The organism is Edaphobacter dinghuensis (assembly GCF_014640335.1).
Lineage (GTDB): Bacteria > Acidobacteriota > Terriglobia > Terriglobales > Acidobacteriaceae > Edaphobacter > Edaphobacter dinghuensis.
In genome coordinates this window covers 975,991-998,101 of record NZ_BMGT01000002.1, presented here as the reverse complement: position 1 = coordinate 998,101, position 22,111 = coordinate 975,991, and the positions used below count along the sequence as shown (strand labels likewise).

Annotated in this window: 21 protein-coding genes; 19 read left to right on the top strand and 2 right to left on the bottom strand. The window is 57.6% G+C overall.

Annotation, left to right across the window (positions count from 1 at the left end; genetic code table 11):
* Positions 1-207: 207 nt before the first annotated feature.
* From rpoN to IEW09_RS09685, 8 genes are all read left to right on the top strand, one after another.
* A complete protein-coding gene (gene rpoN / locus IEW09_RS09720) occupies positions 208-1,926 on the top strand; it encodes an RNA polymerase factor sigma-54 (protein WP_188553948.1) in 1,719 nt (572 codons plus the stop codon).
* A 28-nt stretch (positions 1,927-1,954) separates the two neighbouring features.
* Complete coding sequence (hpf, locus tag IEW09_RS09715) at positions 1,955-2,587, top strand: ribosome hibernation-promoting factor, HPF/YfiA family (protein WP_188553947.1); 633 nt, start codon at positions 1,955-1,957, stop codon at positions 2,585-2,587.
* A gap of 42 nt (positions 2,588-2,629) precedes the next feature.
* On the top strand, positions 2,630-3,535 hold the full coding sequence (gene rapZ / locus IEW09_RS09710) for an RNase adapter RapZ (protein ID WP_188553946.1): 906 nt from the start codon (positions 2,630-2,632) through the stop codon (positions 3,533-3,535).
* A gap of 91 nt (positions 3,536-3,626) precedes the next feature.
* Positions 3,627-5,498 carry an ABC transporter ATP-binding protein gene (locus IEW09_RS09705; protein ID WP_188553945.1) on the top strand — a complete coding sequence of 624 codons (1,872 nt, stop codon included), beginning with the start codon at positions 3,627-3,629 and terminating at the stop codon, positions 5,496-5,498.
* Positions 5,495-6,400 carry a YicC/YloC family endoribonuclease gene (locus tag IEW09_RS09700; RefSeq protein ID WP_188553944.1) on the top strand — a complete coding sequence of 302 codons (906 nt, stop codon included), beginning with the start codon at positions 5,495-5,497 and terminating at the stop codon, positions 6,398-6,400. Before IEW09_RS09705 ends, IEW09_RS09700 begins: the two co-directional genes overlap by 4 nt.
* Before the next feature lie 54 nt (positions 6,401-6,454).
* A complete protein-coding gene (gene gmk, locus IEW09_RS09695) occupies positions 6,455-7,114 on the top strand; it encodes a guanylate kinase (protein WP_188553943.1) in 660 nt (219 codons plus the stop codon).
* A 76-nt stretch (positions 7,115-7,190) separates the two neighbouring features.
* A complete protein-coding gene (gene rpoZ / locus IEW09_RS09690) occupies positions 7,191-7,400 on the top strand; it encodes a DNA-directed RNA polymerase subunit omega (protein WP_188553942.1) in 210 nt (69 codons plus the stop codon).
* Between the two features lie 31 nt (positions 7,401-7,431).
* Positions 7,432-8,307 carry a uracil-DNA glycosylase gene (locus tag IEW09_RS09685; protein WP_188553941.1) on the top strand — a complete coding sequence of 292 codons (876 nt, stop codon included), beginning with the start codon at positions 7,432-7,434 and terminating at the stop codon, positions 8,305-8,307.
* A gap of 13 nt (positions 8,308-8,320) precedes the next feature.
* On the opposite strand, the gene IEW09_RS09680 is transcribed toward IEW09_RS09685, so the two are convergent.
* Entirely contained in the window at positions 8,321-9,016 is a 696-nt protein-coding gene (locus tag IEW09_RS09680; protein WP_188553940.1) for a ribonuclease T2 family protein, read from the bottom strand.
* Between the two features lie 270 nt (positions 9,017-9,286).
* On the opposite strand from IEW09_RS09680, the gene IEW09_RS09675 reads away from it, so the two are divergent.
* The 4 genes from IEW09_RS09675 (at position 9,287) to priA (ending at position 15,229) form a co-directional block, all read left to right on the top strand.
* The gene (locus tag IEW09_RS09675; RefSeq protein ID WP_188553939.1) at positions 9,287-10,645 is read left to right on the top strand and encodes a Gfo/Idh/MocA family protein; all 1,359 of its coding nucleotides are present in this window, start codon (positions 9,287-9,289) and stop codon (positions 10,643-10,645) included.
* A 20-nt stretch (positions 10,646-10,665) separates the two neighbouring features.
* Positions 10,666-11,970, top strand: a complete 1,305-nt coding sequence (locus IEW09_RS09670) for an FG-GAP repeat domain-containing protein (protein WP_188553938.1) — start codon at positions 10,666-10,668, stop codon at positions 11,968-11,970.
* A gap of 123 nt (positions 11,971-12,093) precedes the next feature.
* Complete coding sequence (locus IEW09_RS09665; RefSeq protein ID WP_188553937.1) at positions 12,094-12,621, top strand: cupin domain-containing protein; 528 nt, start codon at positions 12,094-12,096, stop codon at positions 12,619-12,621.
* Positions 12,622-12,742: 121 nt separating this feature from the next.
* Positions 12,743-15,229, top strand: coding sequence for a replication restart helicase PriA (gene priA / locus IEW09_RS09660; RefSeq protein ID WP_188553936.1), 2,487 nt, complete (start codon positions 12,743-12,745; stop codon positions 15,227-15,229).
* Positions 15,230-15,252: 23 nt separating this feature from the next.
* Here priA and IEW09_RS09655 read toward each other — a convergent pair whose 3' ends face one another.
* Entirely contained in the window at positions 15,253-15,522 is a 270-nt protein-coding gene (locus IEW09_RS09655; protein WP_121472085.1) for an HU family DNA-binding protein, read from the bottom strand.
* Positions 15,523-15,742: 220 nt separating this feature from the next.
* On the opposite strand from IEW09_RS09655, the gene dcd reads away from it, so the two are divergent.
* The 7 genes from dcd to IEW09_RS09620 all read left to right on the top strand — a co-directional run bounded on the left by dcd (position 15,743) and on the right by IEW09_RS09620 (position 22,050).
* Positions 15,743-16,297 carry a dCTP deaminase gene (gene dcd, locus IEW09_RS09650; RefSeq protein WP_188553935.1) on the top strand — a complete coding sequence of 185 codons (555 nt, stop codon included), beginning with the start codon at positions 15,743-15,745 and terminating at the stop codon, positions 16,295-16,297.
* Positions 16,298-16,371: 74 nt separating this feature from the next.
* Positions 16,372-17,022: a response regulator transcription factor gene (locus IEW09_RS09645; RefSeq protein WP_188553934.1), complete on the top strand. Its 651-nt coding sequence runs from the start codon at positions 16,372-16,374 to the stop codon at positions 17,020-17,022.
* A gap of 289 nt (positions 17,023-17,311) precedes the next feature.
* On the top strand, positions 17,312-18,010 hold the full coding sequence (locus IEW09_RS09640; RefSeq protein WP_188553933.1) for a lipid-binding SYLF domain-containing protein: 699 nt from the start codon (positions 17,312-17,314) through the stop codon (positions 18,008-18,010).
* 88 nt (positions 18,011-18,098) lie between these two features.
* A complete protein-coding gene (locus IEW09_RS09635; RefSeq protein ID WP_188553932.1) occupies positions 18,099-19,043 on the top strand; it encodes a lysophospholipid acyltransferase family protein in 945 nt (314 codons plus the stop codon).
* A gap of 8 nt (positions 19,044-19,051) precedes the next feature.
* Entirely contained in the window at positions 19,052-19,963 is a 912-nt protein-coding gene (gene lpxD, locus IEW09_RS09630) for a UDP-3-O-(3-hydroxymyristoyl)glucosamine N-acyltransferase (protein WP_229739216.1), read from the top strand.
* 13 nt (positions 19,964-19,976) lie between these two features.
* The gene (locus IEW09_RS09625) at positions 19,977-20,585 is read left to right on the top strand and encodes a hypothetical protein (RefSeq protein ID WP_188553930.1); all 609 of its coding nucleotides are present in this window, start codon (positions 19,977-19,979) and stop codon (positions 20,583-20,585) included.
* Positions 20,586-20,871: 286 nt separating this feature from the next.
* Positions 20,872-22,050, top strand: a complete 1,179-nt coding sequence (locus tag IEW09_RS09620; protein ID WP_188553929.1) for a GGDEF domain-containing protein — start codon at positions 20,872-20,874, stop codon at positions 22,048-22,050.
* Positions 22,051-22,111: the final 61 nt, after the last annotated feature.

Genomic DNA, 22,111 nt, shown 5'->3' with positions numbered 1-22,111 from the left:
GATACAACTTCTGTTGTAAGGTGCGGTTACTTCGGACAAGACATACACAGGGTTTCGCAGAGTTAGACTTACAGCGAGAACCGGTGGATACGTGTAGACTGTGGCCAACTGTGGTTGCTTGATTCGTTTTGAGGATGAATTGAAGTCAATGCCAAGGGGACAGCTGGTACAGAATTTATCGCAAGCCGATGTATGAGAGGTTAAGATTTGCTGCTGCAACCCAAGCTGAATATGAAGGTCTCGCAGCGCCAGGTATTGACGCCTGGACTGGTGCAGATGGTCAGCGTGCTGGCGCTGAACAAGCTTGAGTTAAAGGAGATGATCAACACCGAGATGGTGGAAAATCCGGTGTTGGAAGAACTTGAGGAGTCTGCGGTCTCGCTTGAGGAGCGGTCGGGCATGGAAGGCGACCGTGAACGTTCTGCCGAAGAGGTGGCGGCGGCGAGCGAACGAGTGGAGAAAGACCCCTTCGACGAGATCGACTTCGGAAGCTACTTTCAGGACTATCTCGATCCCGGATTCCGAACAACCTCAAGCTTTGAGGAGTATGACAAGCCTTCGTTCGAGAACTTTCTTTCGCAGCCCAGTACGCTGAGCGATCATCTGCTGTGGCAGCTCGGCTCGCTGACCTTGTCATCCGAGGTGCGAGCAGCGGCGGAACTGGTCGTCGGCAATCTGAACGAGAACGGCTATCTCACTGCCAGCGACGAAGAGTTGATGGAGGGGCTGGCGCAGTTCCGCAGTCCGGTCTGGTCGGGCCCGATTCCATTCGAGCGCGGTCTAAAGGCGAAGGCACTTCGCCCGCAGGCGGAAGAAGCCGGCAACGGCGAGGCGCACGAAGAAGAGGTTGAGATTGCTGCGGCAATCGATGGTGCGAGCGACCGGCAAGAGACGCTGCTGGCGGTGGTGCAGGAGGCCCGGTCGATCGTCAATTTTCTCGATCCGATTGGAGTGGGTGCCAGAGATCTTCGAGAATGTTTGCTGATCCAGATCTCAGCCCAGCAAGGCGAAGCGGAGATAGTATTGCGTCGCAGGCAGACGGTGGATCACCATGCCGATGACGATGAGAGTTCTATTGCTGCCGATGAGCCGCAGGAACCGGTTGACGATGCGGGACGCGCGGATATCTTTAGCGTGGCCAGCCATATCGTGTCGCACTGCCTGACGCTGTTGCAGAAGAAAGACATGCGCGAGCTGACGCGAAGCTGTGGCCGTACTCCGGAAGAGGTGCAGGCGGCAGTTGAGTTTATTCGCACGCTCGATCCTCGCCCCGGTCAACGCTACAACCAGAGCGAGGCGCGGCTGATCGAGCCGGATGTCGCCTTTGTAAAGCGTGACGACCAGTACATTGTGCTGATGAACGAAGAGGACATGCCAACGCTGCGGCTCAATCAGAGCTATCGGAAGATGCTGCAGCAGAAGCAGACGGAAAAAGAGGTAAAGGAGTACGTGAAGGAGCGTTACAAATCGGCGATTCAACTGTTGCGAAATATTGAGCAGCGGAAGAACACGATTGTGCGCACATGCGATGTGATCGTCAGGCGGCAGACGGAGTTTCTGGAGCACGGCGTCAATGCGCTGAAGCCGATGATGATCAAAGATGTCGCCGAAGAGATTGGGGTGCACCCGTCGACGGTCAGCCGAGCGGTCGCAAATAAATATGTGCATACGCCGCAAGGTGTGTTTGAATTACGTTTCTTCTTTTCGGAAGGAGTGAATGGACCTGAAGGTGGAGACCTGCCGTTGGTACTGTTGAAACGGAAGGTGAAGAAGTTAATCGAAGAAGAGGATGAACGAAAGCCGCTGACGGATGATCAGCTGGCGGCTGAACTGCAAAAACAAGGAATCCAGGTGACGCGGCGGACGGTGGCGAAGTATCGCGAAGACATGCAGATTCCGAGTACGCACCAACGTCGTGTACGCTGACCGCATCGAAGGAAAAAGAGGAGTCGATATGGACGTTGAGTACACAGGCAGACAGGCAACCATTACCAAAAAATTGAAGCTGCAGACCGAAGCGGGATTGGCCCGGATTACGAAGATCCTTGGAAACGCGGGTAATGTGCATGTGATTCTGGCTACGGACAAGTATCGCCAGAAGGCCGAAGTGACGATACAGATCAGGAACCAGAAGCTGGTCTCCGCATGCGAATCGACGGAGATGGTGCTGGCCCTGCGCGATGCGCTGGTCAAGATTGAGCAACAGGCAATTCGACACAAGAAGAAAAAGATGACCATCAAGCGGCACGGGAAGTCCGACACCGTGCCTGTCGGCAAGAATGGCAAGGATGCGGAAGAGATCGTTGCCGCAAAGCCTGCCGCGACCAAAGCTGCAACAAAGAGCAGCCCGGGAAGAAAGGCTGTGCAGATGCTGGTACATTCGTTTCCGTCTCACTCGCCTTTGGCAGAGCCGCATGTGGCCCGTTCGACCGACGGGGTGGCCCTGCGACCGATGACGCTCGAAGAAGCAGTAAAAGAGGCAGCATTTCGCGACCGGGACGTCTTCGTGTTCCGCGATCATGGCGGCCAGGCGATGGTTCTCTATCGTAAGCGCGACGGAAAGATGGAGTTGATCGAGGTTCCGTAACGCAGCGGTTGAAGGGATTCGTGGTGATGCTAGGATTTGTTCATGCCACGTAAGATCGCTAAGAAGGCTGCGAAGAAGGAATCGGGGACGGCTGGCAAAGGCGAGTTGGTGATTCTGACAGGGTTGTCAGGATCGGGAAAACTCTCTGCGCTCAAGACGTTTGAGGATCTTGGATACTACTCGGTGGATAACCTGCCGCTTGAGCTTGTGCCACAATTTGCCGACTTGGTGCGGCAATCGGCAGAGATTGAGCGAGCAGCACTGGTAGTGGATGTGCGCGAGGGGATGCGGCTGGATGAGTTTCCGGCGATCCTCAAACGTGTGCGCAGAGTACTTCCGACTCGTGTGCTGTTTTTAGAGGCGAGCGAGGATGCGCTGATCCGGCGCTTCTCGGAGACGCGGCGGCCGCATCCGATGGGGCGAACGAATACGGTGGTCAAGTCGATCCGCGCAGAGCGGAAGCGGCTCGACCCGATTCGGAACGTCGCGGACATTGTGCTCGATACGACGAAGTTCAACGTGCACGAGCTTCGTGCACACATCAACGCGCAGTTTGAGCGGGAAGAGAGTGACCAGAATCTGACGATCTCTTCCGCAAGTTTTGGCTTTAAAAATGGCGTGCCCTCGGAGGCTGACCTTGTGTTCGATGTGCGGTTTCTTCCGAACCCTCACTTTGTGCCGGAGTTTCGCAAGCTCACAGGGAAGCATCCCAAGGTGGCCAAGTACGTTCGGGAGTTTCCGCAGACGGCGGAGTTTCTGGACAAGACTACCGATATGTTGAAGTTTCTTTTGCCCCACTACATCAAGGAAGGCAAGAGCTATCTGACGGTTGCCTTTGGTTGCACCGGCGGTCAGCACCGGTCGGTTTTTATTGCTGAAGAGATGAAGAAACGGCTGACGGCTGCTGGCTATCGAGTAAAGACCGCGCATCGGGACATGCCGCGATAAAGATCGAAAGCGGCCATTGCTCGAGAAAAAGAGATAGCCAATAGAATAGTAGGATGTCGAGCGCAACGAAGATGAACAGGAGAGTGATGGCGTGAAGCGCATCTGGCGATTGCTCCTCTATGTACGGCCCTATGCGTTGTACTCGTTAATCTCTGTGACCTTGATGGCGGTCGTCGGTGCTATGACAGCGTTTCGTCTGCTGCTGGTCAAGCCGATCTTCGACAACGTCTTGAGCCCTCAGGAATCGAAGAGGGTACTGAACTTTCCCATCCCGCATACGACCTGGACGCTCGACCTGAACTTTCTGGTCCCCAGCCACTTTCACAATTCATGGACCATCGTTGCCTATGCGCTGGTAGTCTCTGCGTTGCTAAAGTCGGTCTGCGATTACGCGGGAACGTATCTGGTCAACTACGCCGGCTTCGGAATGATCACCGACCTGCGCAACGATCTCTACGATGCGATTCTGCGCCGCTCGGTCGCGTTCTTTCAGAAGCACACGACAGGAACATTGTTGTCGACGCTGATCAACGACATTGAGCGCGTGCAGTATGCCATGTCGACAGTGCTAAGCGATTTTCTGCAGCAGCTCTTCACGTTGCTGTTTACGATCGGCGTGGTGGTCGTCGTTGGCGGAAAGCTGGCGTGGGTCTTGCTGCTATTTGTGCCGATCGTGATCTCGTCGGCTCGCCGTATTGGCCGCGGAGTGCGGCACACGACACGCAAGGGGCAGGACAAGCTGGCGGAGATACAGAACATCCTTCACGAGACGATTACAGGCAATCGCATCGTGAAGGCTTTCGGGATGGAACTGTGGGAGATGGACCGCTTCCGCAGAGCGGCGACGAGGCTCTTCCAGGCGAACCTGAAGTCGGTGAGCGTACAGGCCATCAGCTCTCCCTTGATGGATGCGCTGGGATCGGTGGGAATCGCGCTTTTGCTCTTGTTCGGAAGAGAGCGAATTTTGCATCACGAGATGACGGCAGGTTCCTTCGTCACCTTTCTGATCGCTGTGTTCACGTTGTACGATCCGGTGCGAAAGTTCGCGCTCTTCTACAACAGCTTCCAGCAGGCGCTCGGAGCTAGCGAAGATATCTTCAAATTTATGGACGCGCAGGACGATGTGCAGGAGAAGAAGCGCGCACACGTTCTGAAGGGATTCAGTAAAGAGATCACATTTGAAGATGTAGGTTTTGCCTATGAGAATGAAGGGGAAAAGACACAGGTATTACAGCACATCGATTTCACCGTGCGGCCGGGCGAGGTGCTCGCCTTTGTAGGGCCGAGTGGCGCGGGCAAGTCTTCGCTTGTGAACCTCATTCCGCGTTTCTTCGATGTCAACGAGGGAAGAATCCTGCTCGACGGATACGATCTGCGCGATGTGACGATTGCCTCGCTGCGAAAGCAGATCGGTAAGGTGACGCAGGAGACGGTACTGTTCAACGACACCGTGCGCAATAACATCGCGTATGGGCAGCCCGATGTTCCGATCAGCAAGGTGGAAGAGGCGGCACGGATGGCGCTGGCGCATGACTTCATCATGAAGATGCCTGAAGGCTACAACACGATGATCGGCGAGAAGGGCGTTCGATTGAGCGGGGGCGAACGGCAGCGGCTTGCCATTGCGCGCGCGATTCTCAAGAATGCACCGATCTTGATCCTGGATGAAGCGACCTCGGCTCTGGATATGGAGAGCGAGCATCTGGTGCAGGCTGCTCTGTCGAACCTGATGCAGGGGCGAACCGTGTTTGTGATCGCGCACCGGCTTTCGACGGTACGCCGGGCGACAAAGATCGCAGTAATTGAGAACGGCCGTATCACCGAGATGGGGACCCATGAGCAGTTGTTGTCGCAATCGGGAACCTATCGGCGGCTTCATAACCTCCAATTCGGTAGAGATGATTTAGGCAGCGCGAGTGGCAACGAGGTTGTGCCCGCGGCAGAACTGGAGGGAACTGCATGAGCTCTGTTTATTCGATGACGGGGTATGCGAACCTGCGTGGCTCGGTGAGGGAGCAGCTTGGCTTTACGTTGACGGTCAAGAGTGTCAACCATAGATTTCTCGATCTGCAATTTCGTCTGCCTTCGTCCTGCGATGCTCTGGAGATGCAGCTTCGGCGCGTGTTGAAGGAGAGATTGCGGCGCGGGCATGTCGATGTAACGCTGCAGGTGGAGCGAAAGTCGAACGTCCAGATTCAGTTGAATTCGGCGCTGCTCGATGCCTATGTAAAGGCGTTTCGCGAGGCTTCGGCGTTGCATAGTCTGACGAGTGAGCCGGATATGAATTCAATGCTGCGGCTTCCTGGGTTGATGAGCGCTGAGAGCAACATGAACGAAGAGGCGCTCCAGGGTCTTGATGAAGCCGTGCTCTCGCTGCTGGATGAGCTGTTAAGTAAGTTGAATGAGGTGCGTGCGCAGGAGGGAGCTGCACTGGCGGCAGAGCTGCGTGCATCGATGTCACGTCTGCTAACGTTTGCGACGGAGGTAGCGGAGTTACGCAGCGGCGTGCGCGATGCTCTGTTTGAGCGGCTGCGCGCACGGCTGGCGGAGTTGATGCAGTCCACGTCGGTGAGCGAAGAGCGCCTGCTGGCGGAGGCTGCGGTGCTGGCCGAAAAGAGCGATGTCGATGAGGAGATCGTGCGCCTGCGTACCCATGTCGAGCACTTTGTCGGAATACTGGACGCAGGCGGAGAGGTCGGCAAGCGGCTGGATTTTCTGTTGCAGGAGCTGAATCGCGAAGCGAATACGATGCTCTCGAAGACCAGCGGAGCGGCGGGAGGAAACAGCCTGCGCATTACCGAACTTGGGCTCGAGATGAAGGCCGAGATCGAGAAGGCGCGAGAGCAGGTTCAGAATCTGGAATAAAAGAAACAAGCGGATAGACGGAATAAATATTGCGCAGGTGGAGTTTTCAAACGGATGGCAGGCATACTCTTCATTATTTCGGCGCCCTCAGGCTCAGGAAAATCAACGCTGGTAAGCCAGTTGAGAACGCTGGTTGCAGGACTGGATTTTTCGATCTCTTACACGACGCGGGCTCCGAGAGGTTCGGAGGAGAACGGGCGGGAGTACTACTTCATCAGCCGCGAGGAGTTTGAGCGCATGGTCGCGCGAGGAGACTTCCTTGAGTGGGCCGAGGTCTTTGGCAACTACTATGGAACGGCGATGTCGGCGCTCGATCATGCGCGTGAGGCAGGCAGGGACCTTCTGCTGGATATTGACGTGCAGGGTGCGGTACAGGTGATGAACAAGCTGCCGGCTGCGGTGTCCATCTTTATTCTGCCCCCGAGCCCGCAGGTGCTGGAGATGCGGCTGCGCAACCGCAGCATGGCCGAGCATGTAACCTCGGAGGCTGTAATCGAGGGCCGTCTGGCCGAAGCGCGGAACGAGTTAAAGCGCATAGACGACTACAAATATGCATTGGTGAACGATGTATTGGAGCAGGCGGTGGCAGAGATGCGAGCCATTGTTTTGTTTGAGCGTGGGGAGCGAGAGGGAACGCAGGAGCTGGCCGCGAGCTGCCGGACGGACGCTGCCTCCCAGCGTCTTAAAAGCGCGTTGCAGACTTTTGGAGCATAATGGTGGCACTATCCGATACAAGTTGTCTGGGACATTCGACCGTTCTAAGGTAGATTTTGTTTACGGGGTGAGACGCATGATGAATCAGAGTGCTTTCCACAACAAATACAGCCTGGTCAAAGGCGCGGCACGACGGGCCCGTCAGTTGCAGTCCGGGGCCTCTCCGCTGATTGCTGCCAAGTCGACAAAGGCCTGCCGCGTGGCGCAGGACGAGATCGAGCAGGGGCATGTGAAGTTTGTGTTGCCTGAGAAGGCCGTTGCGCCGACGCTCGATAACCTCGTTTAGCGTTTCGCCGCACGCGCGATAGCATAGAGTCATGGCTGGAGATGCAGAGCAGCAACTGCGGGCGTATGTCGATTACTTCCGCGATATGGGCATTCATGATTTCTACCGCCGCGGCGAGCCGATTGCGATAGAAGCGGCTGCGGTTGTCGTTGCCCCCTCGACTCCTTTGGTAGAGCCCTTACCGGTGGTTGCGAAAGCCACACATGCCCCCACGCCTGCTGTAGCGATTGCTGCCGTGCCTTTGAGCCATGTTCCCCAGGAGCCGGTCATCCCTAAACTAATCAGTTTTGACAATCTTGCGCCTTTGCCTGCAAGCCGGATTCCTGTGGCAGAACGAGAGGCAGCGTTGCAGGCCATTCGCAAGGAGATCGGCGATTGCACTCGATGCCCCCTGGCCTATGCAGGGAGACACAACATTGTCTTTGGCGACGGCAATCCCGGCGCCCGTCTCATGTTTGTAGGCGAAGGGCCAGGCGCGGATGAAGATGCCTCGGGTCTTCCTTTTGTAGGCAAGGCCGGTCAGTTATTGAACAACATGATTGCGGCGATGGGGCTGAAGCGCGAAGAGGTCTACATCGCCAACATCGTGAAGTGCAGGCCGCCGGCGAACCGTGTTCCCGAGCCGGTCGAGGCCAACACCTGCACGCAGTTTCTGGTAAAGCAGATCGATGTGGTACAGCCAGAGGTAATCGTGGCGCTGGGAGCCACTGCTGCGACTTATCTGTTGGGTGTGAAGCAGTCTCTGGTCTCGCTGCGCGGCAAGTGGCATAGCTGTCGCGGCGCAAAGCTGGCGGTGACCTATCATCCTGCGTTTCTGCTGCGCGATCCTCGACAAAAGGGTGAAGCGTGGAAGGACCTGCAGAGGGTGATGGCGGAGATGGGACTGAAGGCTCCGGCCAAGGGATAATTTTCCCCGTACGCTAGTTGGCAGATCCGCCTTGTGGCGGCGGAATACGCACGGCATTAGCCCGGCAGCTGCGAATAGGGCCGCAGGCTATGGGCTGCAGCGTTTTGCTCATACAAACCTCAATCGCCGTCAGGTAGTTGTTGCCGCAGCTCAGAGCCAGGCTCTCTCGCGGGAAGGATGGATTGGCGCTGGCGAAGAGGTCGAGAATCTGCGCAGGCGGCATCGATATCTGATGATCGAGCGTGGTCAGTTCCGTGGGGATGACAACGCTGCGCACGGCCTGACGGGCAAGATGAAAGAAGGCGTCGGCAGCGACGCCGGAGCATGTCCCATGCGTCTTCCACTCGTGGCGCAGCAGGCCGGCGTCGGGATAGATGTCGCTATAAGCGGATGGGTCTCTGGGGCCGGGTGCGTCGGAGCAGTTCTCGATATAGGGGCCTGTGTTGTTCTGTGGCCAGAGTCCGTGCAACGTAAAGGCGCGGTGTTCGGCGCACTCGGCTGCATTGGGATGGCTGTAGCAGAACTCGGGCGACCACGACAGGTTGAGAAGGTAGTAGTCGAATGGCTGATTCGCAGGGGCAGTTTGTGCGACGAAGTCTTGCCGCGACGATTCTTGCGGAGTGGCAGACGAGCGGCTTGGCGCGGGAGACGAGTTGCAGCCCAGCGCTAGAGAAAGCAGAAGGCAGATGGTGATGGACAAATTCTTCATGGGCTCGCCTGGAGATGCTGAACTGCACTGAGTTTAAGCTATCTATCGAATGCTAACGCACAGGGATTAACTGACATCGTAGTGTGAGCAGGTTCGATCGCTGTATCGTGAGCAGGCGCGGTCACTCAATGCATAAATTTCCCTATATTTCAAGGATGTTACCGCTAACATATTTTTGTATCGCACTGGACATCAGCGTCAGGATGACATAAGTTTTTGATGTCCATCGAGAGACAAAATCCTGTGTCGTGAAAAGAGATAGAACCTGTTATGACGAGTCTGGACCGTAGAGCTTTTCTGAAGGCCGCTGGTGCTGGTATTGCAGCGGCTGGATCTGGGATGCACATGCTTGCACAAGCGCCGCGTGAAACGGATCAACCGATATCTGCCAACGATCACATTCAGCTTGCGCTGATTGGTGCAGGAATTCAGGGGCAGGGCGATACAGGATGGGCGGTGCAGGTTCCCGGTGTAAAGCTGGTGGCCGTGGCGGATTGCTACGATGGCCGGCTGGCGCACTGCAAAGAGCTTTGGGGCAATGACCTGTTTACGACGCGGGACTATCGCGAAATACTCGTGCGCAAGGACGTGGATGCCGTTCTGATCGCCACCCCGGACCACTGGCATAAGCAGGCAGCAGTCGATGCCATGAATGCGGGCAAGGACGTCTATTGCGAGAAGCCGATGATCCATCTCTACTCCGACGGCCCCGAGATCATCGAGACGGCGCGGTCGACGAAGCGGATCATTCAGATTGGCAGCCAGCGCGTCAGCTCCATCATCTACGCGAAGGCGAAGGAGCTGCTGGCCTCAGGCGCGATCGGCCAGTTGAACATGGTGACCGCGCGCTGGGACAGAAACTCCGCCATCGGCGCGTGGGACTACTCCATTCCTCTGGACGCAAGCCCGGAGACATGCGATTGGCCGCGCTTTCAGGGAACGGCGGCTAAGATTCCCTGGAACCCGGAACACTTCTTCCAGTGGCGCAAGTGGAAGGCATATGGCAGCGGCGTAGCTGGCGATCTCTTCGTCCATCTCTTCAGCGGGACACACTTCGTCACCGGCTCACATGGGCCGACGCGGGCGATGGCGACCGGCGGCTTGCGCTTCTGGAAGGATGGGCGCAACGTTCCCGATGTCATGCTGGCTCTGTTTGACTACGAGGAAGGCTTCAATCTGAGTCTGCACGTCAACTTCGTCGATGGCGGCGAGGAGAGCGAAGGGCTGCTCTTTACCGGCTCCGAGGGAACCATCGAGATTGCGGGCAACTCCGTCATCCTGAACCGCGTGCCGCGTGAGAAGGAGCCGGGGTATACGGTCAGCACCTTTACCAACGCCATGCAGAAGGAGTACATCGCCAAGTATCGCGAAAAGTATCCGGCGCAGCCACTGACGGCGATGAGTCAGGTTGGGCTGGAGCGGTTTGTTGCGCCCAGGGGCTACAGCGATAGCTACGACCACTTCCACAACTTCTTCGACTCGGTGCGCACGCGCAAGCCGGTGGTCGAAGATGCGGTGTTCGGATTCCGCGCGGCCGGAGCGGCGCTGCTCAGCAACCTGAGCATGGAGAAGAACAACGTGGTGCATTGGAATCCGACCACGATGAAAATCGTAAACGCAGCTTCGTAAAGAAGGCCCGGTAAAAAAATATGAGAATCACTGCTCTTTCGCTCGCTTTTCTTCTTGTCATGGGTGCCGGTGTTGCCGCTCACGCGCAGGACCCGGCTCACGCCACGGAGTTTCGCAAGCCGACTCCGGGCAACGGGCCGGACGGCAAGCCGCGACTTGCGTTTCTGGCGCACCGGCTAGGCAACGATCATGCCGAGGCCATCACGACACTCGATATGAACGGCGACGGCTTCGACGATCTATTGAGCGGCGCCTACTGGTACGAGAATCCCGGGCCGCACGGCGGCGACTGGAAACAGCATCAGTACCGCACCGTTGGAACGCACAACGAGTTCGTCTCCGACTGCGGAGAGTGGACAATCGATGTGAACCACGATGGCGCGCCGGACGTGGTAACCACAGGATGGATCTCGAACGGCCTGTGGTGGTACGAGAATCCGAAGAAGCCCGGAGCGATGTGGCAGAAGCACTTCATCACCGATAGCTTCGACACCGAAGGCGGCGCCGAGGGCGACATCAACGGAGACGGCAAGCCCGATATCGCACTCGCGCACTACAACCACTCGGGCGTCATCTGGGTCGACTTCTCCGGCCCGACGCCGAAGGTGCATCATGTGGGCGGCAAGGCGCAGGACGGGCACGGGATTGGTATCGCCGACGTCAATGGCGACGGCAAGGCGGACATTCTGACGCCCTCCGGATGGTTTCAGAACGTCGACGCCGACCATGACAAGTGGATCTGGCATCCCGACTGGCATCTTGGCGATGCCGGGTTCCCGATTCTGGCCTACGACGTCAACAACGACGGCAAGGCCGACATCATCTATGGCCAGGGACACAGCTATGGCCTCTACTGGCTGGAGCAGGGAGGCACACCTGCACACCGTACATGGACGCGGCACACCATCGACGAATCCTTCTCGCAGTCTCATGCGCTCAAGCTGGTCGATCTCGACGGCAACGGCGTGCCGGTGCTGATTACAGGCAAGCGCTATCGCGGGCACTCAGGCAACGATCCCGGGTCATACGATCCGGTGGTTATCTATGCCTACAGGATCGACCGCAAGACCGGGACGTTTACGCGAACGACGATCTCAGCCAATGGCACGGCGGGCATCGGAACGCAGATCATTGCGGAAGACCTTGATCACGACGGCGACATCGATCTGGCCACTGCGGGCAAGCTGGGCGTGCATTTTATGGAGAACTTGAAGATATCCAATAACGTTCCTAAGGCGACTCGCGAGGCGCAACAGCCGATTGAGCGCAAGTGGCCGTTCCCGGGCGAAGGTCAGGAGGTTCCGCAGGAGGACGGGCCGCGCTGATTTTGACATGTAACCTGTATAACCCTATTTAGCCGGTTACAAGACGAGTCTTGTAACCGGCTAAATGCATTTTAAGTGGTTACATGTGGCGCGAGCGCTGCCGGATATGATTCACTTTTTTGCATGCCTAACGTACAAACTCGCCGCAACTTCCTTCGGACGGCCCCAATCGCCGCCGCCGCTCTTCCTGCCGTTCTACCTTTGACCGATACGTTGCTTCAAGCGCAGGCTCCTGCTGCTGAGGCTGGACAGGCTGCAACCTTTCAGGTATTCCCAGCCGAGACGATCGAAGGCCTGATGAACGAGCTTGAGGTCTCGCATGGCTCGAAGGACCTCATCACCGGCAAGGTCGGTGTGTCGATGACGATCAGCGCGGAGAACAACAAGGTGGCGAAAGAGTTTGAGTATCACCAGCACCGCGACCACGTCTTCCAGATCCTTGAGGGAATGACTCGCTATGAGCTCGGCGGTACGCCGAAGAACCCACGCCAGATCAGGCCGGGGGAGTGGCTGGCGCCCGATTCGGAGGGATGCAAGGTGATCACGCTCAAGAAGGGGGACATGCTGGTGGTCCCGAGAATGACGCCTCACAAACGCATTACAGAAGAGAGTGTGACCTTGTTGCTTATCAATGCCACGTCTCCGGCGTAGGCACCAATTCATCTGCGTATTTTTCAAAGCTGAGTGGCTCTGTTTTCTGGTTGTGGAAATGGAGCTGCTCAGCTTTTGGCTATGGTGGCTCCCCATTCGCGGAAGCGGTTAAGCTGGAGGGATGCCCTTGTTTTGCGATGTCGCCCTTCCGGTTCCTCTGGACCAGGCCTTTACCTATGCGGTGGATGGCGTGACTCCTGTGGTGGGGGCGCGTGTGCTGGTTCCCTTCAGCGGGCAGCGTTTGATGGGCGTGGTGCTGCGGGTGCATGAGGATGCGCCCACGGATGGCTTCGAGATTAAGCCCGTGCAGCAGGTGCTGGATGATGCGGCCCTGCTGCCGGATGAGTTGATGAAGCTGGCGCAGTGGATTGCGTCGTACTACGTCGCTCCGCTGGGCGAGGTGCTGCGGGGAATGTTGCCGCTGGCCGCCGAGGTGAAGCGACACTTTGTCTACAGCATTGCCGAGGCAGGACGGAAGGTGCTGTACGAGGGCGCGGCGAAGGGATCTTCGCGCCGGTCGAAGTTGTCGCCCGAGGAGCAGAACCGCGAGTACGCCGTGTTGAACTATCTGGAGGGTGGGGAGCAGGCTAAGATGTCGGCGCTGCGGTCGGCTACGGGCGCGAACAAGAGCCTGTTGGAGGGCATGGTTCGCAAGAAGTGGTTGACGCGCGAGGCGGTGGCAGAGGAGCGCGATGCGAGGCGTCTGGAGAAGGTAGCCGTACTGGTGACGGATGCGCGTCTGCCTAAGCTCAACGAGAATCAGACGGCGATTTTGGCAGAGCTGGCTGCGGTAGGTGGGCGGATGCGCATAAGAGATCTGCGGCAGACGCTGCCTGCAGTGCCGGAGTCCACGCTGGGGACGCTGGTAAAGCGTGGGCTGGTGAAGATCGAGGAGGTTGCCGAGAACTTCCACATGGGCGGTGTGGGCGCGCATGGAAAGAAGCATGCGCATGAGCACGCTTTGAACGAAGCGCAGATGGAGGCGCTGGGTACGATTGCGGCAGCGATGACGAAGGGCGGATTTGCGCCGCATCTGCTGTATGGCGTGACCGGCTCGGGCAAGACGACGGTTTATTTTGCGGCGATGCAGCGTGCGCTCGAGGCAGGAAAGTCCGCGCTGCTGCTGGTGCCGGAGATTGGGTTGACGCCTGCTATGACGGGGCAGATGGTGGCGGCGTTCGGCAGCGAGGTGGCGCTCCTGCACTCTCAGTTGACGCCCGATGAGCGCGCCGAGCAGTGGCACCGGATTCGCCGGGGCGAGGCGCGCATTGTGGTGGGAACGCGATCGGCGGTGTTTGCGCCGATGGTGAACCTCGGCCTGATCATCGTCGATGAGGAGCACGACTCCAGCTACAAGCAGGAGGAGACGCCACGCTACCATGGCCGCGATGTCGCCGTGATGCGGGCAAAGTTTAACGATGCGACGGTGGTGTTGGGATCGGCTACGCCGTCGCTTGAGAGTTGGGCGAACGCGGAGAAGGGGCGCTATGTGCGCGTGGAGATGCGGCAGCGCGTCGCCGACCGTCCGTTGCCAGCGGTAGAGCTGGTGGACATGCGCATGGAGTTCAAAGAGACGGGGCAGGAGCAGATCTTTTCGCGCAGGCTGATCGAAGAGACGCAGGCCACGCTCGACCGCGGCGAGCAGGCGATTATTCTGCTGAACCGGCGCGGCTACTCGTTTGTGGTGATGTGCCGAAGCTGCGGCGACAAGGTGGAGTGCGAGAACTGCGCGATCTCGATGACCTATCACAAGCCGGTGAGCGGCAACGATGCCATTGCCCAGCCGGGCCAGCGGCTGGAGTGCCACTACTGCGGATTTCGGAGGGGAGTGCCGAAGGTCTGCCCGAAGTGTGGGAGCGAGCACCTTTATTTTCTGGGTGCAGGATCGCAGCAGGGCGAGGAGCGGTTGCAGGAGATCTTTCCCGCGGCGCGGATAGGCCGCATGGACCGCGATACGGTCCGAGGACGCAGCGATATGGAGCGGTTGCTATCACGGCTCCATGCAGGCGAGATCAACCTCCTGGTGGGCACGCAGATGATCGCCAAAGGGCATGACATTCATGGCGTGACACTGGTTGGCGTGGTCGGCGCAGACTTTGCGCTGGGGCTGCCGGACTTTCGCGCCGCCGAACGGGTATTTCAACTGCTGACACAGGTCTCAGGCAGGGCGGGGCGCGGCGATCTGCGCGGAAAGGTGCTGGTGCAGACCTATCACCCCGACCACTACGCGATTCAGTTTGCGTCGCAGCATGACTATCCGGGGTTTGTGGGCAAGGAGATGAATTATCGGCGGTGGATGCACTATCCGCCCAACGCTGTGCTGGCCAATGTGGTGATCCAGAGCGAGAGGCTGGAAGAGGCTACGGGGTGGTCGTCTACGCTGGGGCGGTGGTTTCAGCAGACGCGGCTGGACAAGGTGCGCGTTCTGGGGCCTGCGGCTGCGCCGATTGTGCGCTTGAAGAGGATCTACCGATATCACTTTGTGCTGAAGGCGGAGCAGCGGCAGGCGTTGGGCACAACCCTGCGCGCTATGCTGGCCTTTGCCGAGACACAAGGAATACCTCGCCGGAGCCTGGTCGTCGACGTGGACCCGGTGCACCTGATGTGACCCGTGGCGGGCGAACTCCGATACTATTCCAGAAGGTGGAGTTCTTTGCCGGGCTTGAAGCGGACCGCTTTTCCTGGGGCGATGGTGACCTCAGCGCCTGTCCTCGGATTGCGTCCGATGCCGGTTTTGCGCGGTTTCACGGTGAAGACGCCGAAGCCGCGAAGTTCAATGCGGTCACCGGCGATCAGGTTTTGCTTCATGCTATCGAAGATGGCGTCGACGGCAGCCTCTGCTTTGGTCCGCGGGAGGCCGGTACGTTCAACAACCCTTTGTATAAGATCCTGCTTAATCATTTGGGGCCGCCGTCCTTGGGCTGTAATTTTTTTTCAACACATTTACTGACCGGGTTTAGTACCGTGATGGTAGAAAGTCGAAACAAGATTGTCAATGTAAGAACGCTACCGTAAGATGAAGAATCTAATGAGGCAACGGAAAGAGGGGCGTTTTAGGCCCCGGTTTCCCTTACCTCATGATAAGAGACTCGAATCGGAAGACGAAGGGAAGCAGATTAGCGTGGCCATTAAAAGCGACCGCTGGATTCGCCAACAGGCGATCGAGCACGGCATGATTTCTCCGTTCAGCGAAAAACAGGTCCGGGAAGGCGTGATTTCGTATGGACTTTCGTCCTATGGGTACGACCTGCGTGTTTCGGATGAATTCAAGATTTTTACGAACGTCAACAGCGCAATTATCGATCCGAAGGCATTCGACGAGCGGTCTTTCGTCACGGTGCAGTCCGATAGCGTGATTGTGCCGCCAAACTCGTTCGCGCTGGCGCGGTCGATCGAATACTTCAAAATTCCACGGGATGTCCTGACGATCTGTGTCGGCAAGTCGACTTATGCCCGGTGCGGAATCATCGTGAATGTCACGCCCTTCGAGCCGGAGTGGGAGGGGTTTGTCACGCTCGAGATCTCGAATACGACGCCGCTTCCGGCCAAGGTTTATGCCAACGAAGGGCTGTGTCAGATCCTTTTCTTTCAGTCCGATGAAGTCTGCGAGACCAGCTATGCGGACCGTAAAGGAAAGTACCAGAATCAGCAGGGAATCGTTCTGCCAAAGCTGTAGCGGCGGCCGAACCTTTCCCTGACAACAGCACACTGCCTGCCTGTAACCGTTGAGAAGTAGAGGCTTTAAGGGCGATGAAAGAGACAGCATCGGATGTACATCTGCGTATTGGGTTGATTGCGACTGACCCATTGCGGATTATTGGTTTGCAGTCGATGTTTTCCGAGAGCGGTTTCGAGGTACTTGCCCTATCGGTACCGGGAGCGCTGGACGCATCCGGTGTATCGCTGATTTTGATCGATGCCGCATGTACGGACCATCTCTTCGAGTTGTTGGCTACCTTTCATCGGCGTCGCCCGCGCCTGCGGCTGATCGTGATCGGAGTGCAGGACGACCACGAGTACATCCAGCAGGTGATCGGCGCCGGAGCCAAGGGGTACCTGACCCATACGGCGAAGGAGAGCGAGATTCGCATGGCGATCGAGATCGTGCAGGACGATTCGCTATGGGCACCCAGAAAGGTGCTGGCAAGGCTGCTGGAGTCGTCGTCGGCGACTGAGACGGCAAATACCGCAGTAGGCAGCGCACCGAAGTTTACCGAACGCGAGGTGCAGGTGCTTCGCCTGCTGGTGACCGGCAGCCCGAACCGGGAGATCGCTCGCGCACTCGGCATCGATGCGGTGACGGTGAAGGCGCATGTGGGCCGGATTATGCGGAAGGTCGGGGTGGCCAACCGCATCGCGCTTACGATCGAGACGCTTAATAGGAACCTCCTCGAGAAGTAGTTTTCTATTGACTAAGAAGTTAACAAGAATCGCTCAAAGGTATATAGACCTTCGTACCGTTGTGATGGCTGTGGATGTGATGCAGAGTGTCATAAGCAACACAGACCTGGGAGAGGGGTTGTAGAGAGCGTGTCAGGGGTAACTCTGGCGCTATCTCTACAACCCCCATTTTTTGTGTTACCTCAGGCAACTCTGCTAAGGTACAACTCGGCTTTGGTTCTTCCCATCTCATCGAATGTTGAAGCGGCCACTCAAATCAAAGTCTTGGAAAGTGAAAGGCATAAAAACTATGAAGCGGATAACAGTGATTGCATGTGGATTGGCCATGGTGGCGAGTTCTGTCTCGGCATTTGCGGCATCGGATAAGGCGAAGCTGACAGAGCGCCTGACAGATGCCCAGAACGTCGTTCGGCAGATTATGGCAACACCGGATAAAGGGATCCCGCAAAGCATCCTCGCTGGCGCGTCCTGCGTGGTGGTGGTTCCTAGCTATAAGAAGGCAGCGTTTGTTGTTGGCGGACAGTATGGCCAAGGTGTAGCCACCTGCCGCACGCCACGCGGCTGGAGCGCTCCGGTATTTGTGCAGCTTGCCGGCGGCAGCTTCGGATTCCAGATCGGCGGACAGGCCACAGACCTGGTGCTGGTTGCGATGAATCAGCAGGGGCTTCAGGACATGCTGAAGAACAAGTTCAAGATCGGTGGCGATGCCGCTGCTTCGGCCGGCCCGGTTGGCCGCAACGCCCAGGCCGGAACGGACTGGAAGCTGAATGCGGAGTTCCTGACCTATTCGCGCAGCAAGGGACTCTTTGCCGGCATCAATCTCGACGGCACGGTGCTCTCGCAGAACCAGGACGACACCCGCACGATGTACGGCACGGACCTTCCGTTCCAGACCATCCTGAAGGGCAATCAGGCAACACCGCCCGAGGCGCGTCCGTTTGTTCGGACTGTGGCCCACTACTTCGTCGTCTCCAAGGCGAACCAGTAGATTCAAACAGTAATTTGCGAAGGGCGGCCGATCTGGCCGCCCTTTGTTTTTTGAGAACAAGAGCACGACACGCTAGTAGACTGAATGCTTGAGCAAGGCTACACAGCGACAGTCACGGCGGGAAGAAGTTACGGCTCGAGAGTGGGCCGAATTCTTTGTTGTAAGGGTTTTTGTCGCGTGTTTGGCTGTCCTTCCAAGAGGATTGGCGCGGAGAGTAGGCGCCGGAATTGGCTGGCTGGCGTTCAACGCTTTAGGCCGTCTGCGCAAGGTGGGGTTGCGCAATCTGCAACTGGCGTTTCCGGAGAAGAGTGCTTCAGAGCGCGAGACGATTCTGCGTGCGGTCTATCGCAATCTGGGCTGCCTGCTGGCGGAGTTCTGCCAGATGCCGTCTTATACTCCGGAACGGGCAAGCAAGTTTATTCGCTATGACGGTCTGGACAGCTATCTGACAGCACGGGAACGAGGCAAGGGTGTGCTGGTGCTGACCGGCCATCTGGGGGCGTGGGAGCTGTCGAGTTTTTATCACTCCCTGATGGGGTATCCCATGGGAATGGTGATCCGGCGGTTGGATAATCCGCTGGTTGATACCTTTGTAAATCGTATCCGGTGCCTGCATGGGAACAAGGTGATGCACAAGGACGATTTCGCGCGCGGCTTGATTGCTTCGATGCGTGGCGGAGAGACGGTCGGGATTCTGATGGACACGAATATGACGCCTCCGCAGGGTGTCTTTGTGCCGTTTTTCGGCGTTGAGGCTTGTACCGCTTCCGGAATGGCCCGGATAGCGCTGAAGACAGGAGCAGCGGTGGTGCCGGGCTTTCTGTTATGGGAGCCGCGAGAGAAGAGATATGTTTTACATTTTGGAGCGGAGTTGAATCTGGTGCGTACCGGTGACTCCGAATCGGATGCAATCGCGAATACAGCCTTGTTCACCAGTGTGATTGAAGGTTATGTGAGGCAGTATCCCGAACAGTGGCTATGGATGCATCGGCGATGGAAGACGCGGCCTGCGGGAGAGACGGGGATCTACTGATGGCGAAGATGAGTGAAGTCGCTGGCTGGATTGGGGCGGGAGCTTTGTCTGTTGATGGAGAGATCGACCGGGTTTCGAGCATTGAGACGGCTACGGCGAGTTCCGTGGTCTTTGCCGTCGATCCGGCGTCGCTCAAGGCCGCAGTCGAGTCAAATGCCGGCCTGATTCTTGCTCGCAAAAGGCTTGAGGGCATGGAGAATGACCCGCGGATCTGTCAGGTTGCCGATCCACGCTATGCCTTTGCGGTTGTCGCCAAAAGATTAAAGGGGAAGGGATTTGAGGCTGAGGTTCATCCTTCGGCCGTTGTCGGGAAAGGCGTGAAGATTGGCGCAGGGACGCGCATTGGGCCGGGGGTGGTGATCGGCGATGGAGTCTCTATCGGCAATGACTGCGACCTCTTCGCTCGAGTCACCCTCTATCCGCAGACGATTCTGGGTGACCGGGTGGTGGTGCAGGCAGGAGCTGTGCTGGGCTCTACCGGCTTTGGCTATGCGCGTCATGCGGAGACTGGGGAGTATGTGATCTTCCCGCAACAAGGAAGCTTGCATGTGGAAGACGACGTTGAGATCGGGGCAAACTCGACGATCGATCGCGGCGCCTTGGGTGAGACGAGAATCGGGCGAGGGACGAAGATCGATAACCTTGTGCACATTGGGCATAATTGCGTGATCGGGAAGAACGTCATTATCGCAGCGCAGACTGGCATCTCGGGGTCGAGCGTGGTGGAGGATGGTGCAATCCTAGGCGGCCAGGTTGGGATTGGCGAGCACGCCACTGTAGGGGCTGGGGTCATTCTGGGTGGTGGCGCGGGAGTGCTGAGCGGGAAGAAGATGCGCGGTCCGGGAGAGGTCTTCTGGGGACGTCCGGCGCGGCCTCTGAAAGAGTATCTTCGAGATCTGGCCCGGTTGCGGAAGGGCTGAGCGAGGCATTGGCATGGCGATCCTGGTTGTGGGCGGACATAGCCGAAACATCGGTAAGACCAGCGTGGTCGCGGGATTGATTGCAGCGTTGCCGCAGATGAACTGGACGGCGTTCAAGGTGACACAGTTCGGGCATGGGGTGTGCTCGGCCAATGGAGAGCCCTGCGACTGCGAGACGGATGATCATACGATTGCAATCAGCGAAGAGCGGCAGGGCGCCACTGGGACCGATTCTGCACGTTATCTGGCGGCGGGTGCAATGCGTTCGTTCTGGGTGCGAACCAGGCAGGGCAATTTGGCAGAGGCGATGCCTCGGATTCGCAAGGAGCTGGAACGAGCAGAGAATGCGGTGATCGAGTCGAACAGCATTCTCCGATTTCTTAGACCGGACATTTACCTGAGCGTGCTCGACCCTGCGGTGGAGGATTTTAAGGAATCGGCGCGGCTTTATCTTGATCGGGCGGATGCTGTTCTGGTGCCTGAGGGGGTGCTGGGGCGGCCGGAGTGGAAGGGTGTCTCGCTAAAACTGGTGCAGGGAACGCCGGTACTGGCGATGCGGCCTCCGGTTTATGTAACAGACGAGGTTGTGCGGTTTGTTGCGGAGCGGATCGGCTCGCGATAAGGGTGCGAAAGCATCGCTATATGAGAGTTGAAAGCAAGAACAATTGCAGACGCAACCCGGCAACGGCAATTTCAGTTCTTATCTCTAGCGGTAGAGATGCTATGTGCAAAATATTGCATGTTTGACTTGGATTGAAAGGTAATTCGAAGGGATAGGTAATAAAGATTCGACTGGCGAAACAAGCATATTAAATATATATTCGCCATTCGCCAGGGAAAATACTGACGGACAGTTCGGTAAATAAGCACGCATTGCAGTATTTGAAGTGGGTTCCCAGGACGAAACAATGGACACGCACACACTTGTTGTGATGAACGTGCTTCTGTATGTGATGTATGCGGGCGTGATTGTGGTAAATGCCCGCATGATCGGCTCGGCAAAAGGTGTGGTGTGGTTTGCGGGGGCAAACCTGAGCCGGGGTGGTGGGTTGCTGCTGACGCTGCTGGGCGGCGTGTTGCCGATGGCCCAGCCTTTGATTGGATTGCTGGCAGTGCTCGGCATGATGATGCTGCATTTCAGCTTCGACGAGCTGCTGGAGCGCGGCCCCAGATTGCGATCGCTGCAATATGTTTTGGTGGGCGTGGTGGCTGTGGGCACGATCTATCTGTTGATTGAGCCATCCCATTATCCGGCGATGCTGTTGCTTGTGTGCGCGACGGAGAGCGTGCAGGTGGCAGCGACGGCGACGGTGGTATTTCTCTTTGCGGGCGAGGATATTGGCTTGGTCGCGAGCCTGAGCGGCGTGTCGCTCGTCGTCTATGCCTTTCTGTTGTTGCTGCGCGTGATGGTGAGCCTGAAGTTCGGCACGCCCAACTATCCGGCACTTGCCAACGAGATGCTGCGCTTCTGGCTGGTGGGAACGCTGGTAACGAATAGCGCTATTGCCTTCGGCTTTATGTTCCTCTCATCGGCGAAGCTGCGCATGGAGCTGCTGTGGCATGCGCAGGTCGATGAGTTGACCGGGTTGCTCAACCGGTGGGCGCTGACGCGCATTGCGACGCGAGAGATAGCGCGGTGCGGCCGCTCCAAGGGAGTGGTCGCTGTTGTGATGATGGATCTCGACGGTCTGAAGCGAGTCAACGATGCGCTTGGACATGCATGTGGCGATGCCGTTCTACAGGCAGTTGGAAGGGCACTGCTCGAGACGGTGCGTGTGCAGGATGCCGTAGCTCGCATGGGTGGCGACGAGTTCTGTATCCTGCTGCCGGACACGGGTCTGGTCGAGGCAGGGATGGCTGCTGAGCGTATACGGGCGCAGGTGGATGCGCTGATAGTGCAGTGCCGGGGAGAGTTTGTTCCTGTGCGAGCGAGCCTGGGTGTGGCTTCGTCGGAGGGATGCGAGCTCTCGTGGCAAAGTCTCGTGGAGCAGAGCGACGCCGCACTCTACCGCGCCAAGCGCTCTGGCCGGAACCGGGTCGTAGCTGCCGATCCGATTGAGGCAAAGGGAGAAGCTGAGGAAGGCTGATTCGTAGAAGAAAATAGAGAAGGCTGTTCGCTGGTTAGCGAGCAGCCTTCTTTGTTTTAAA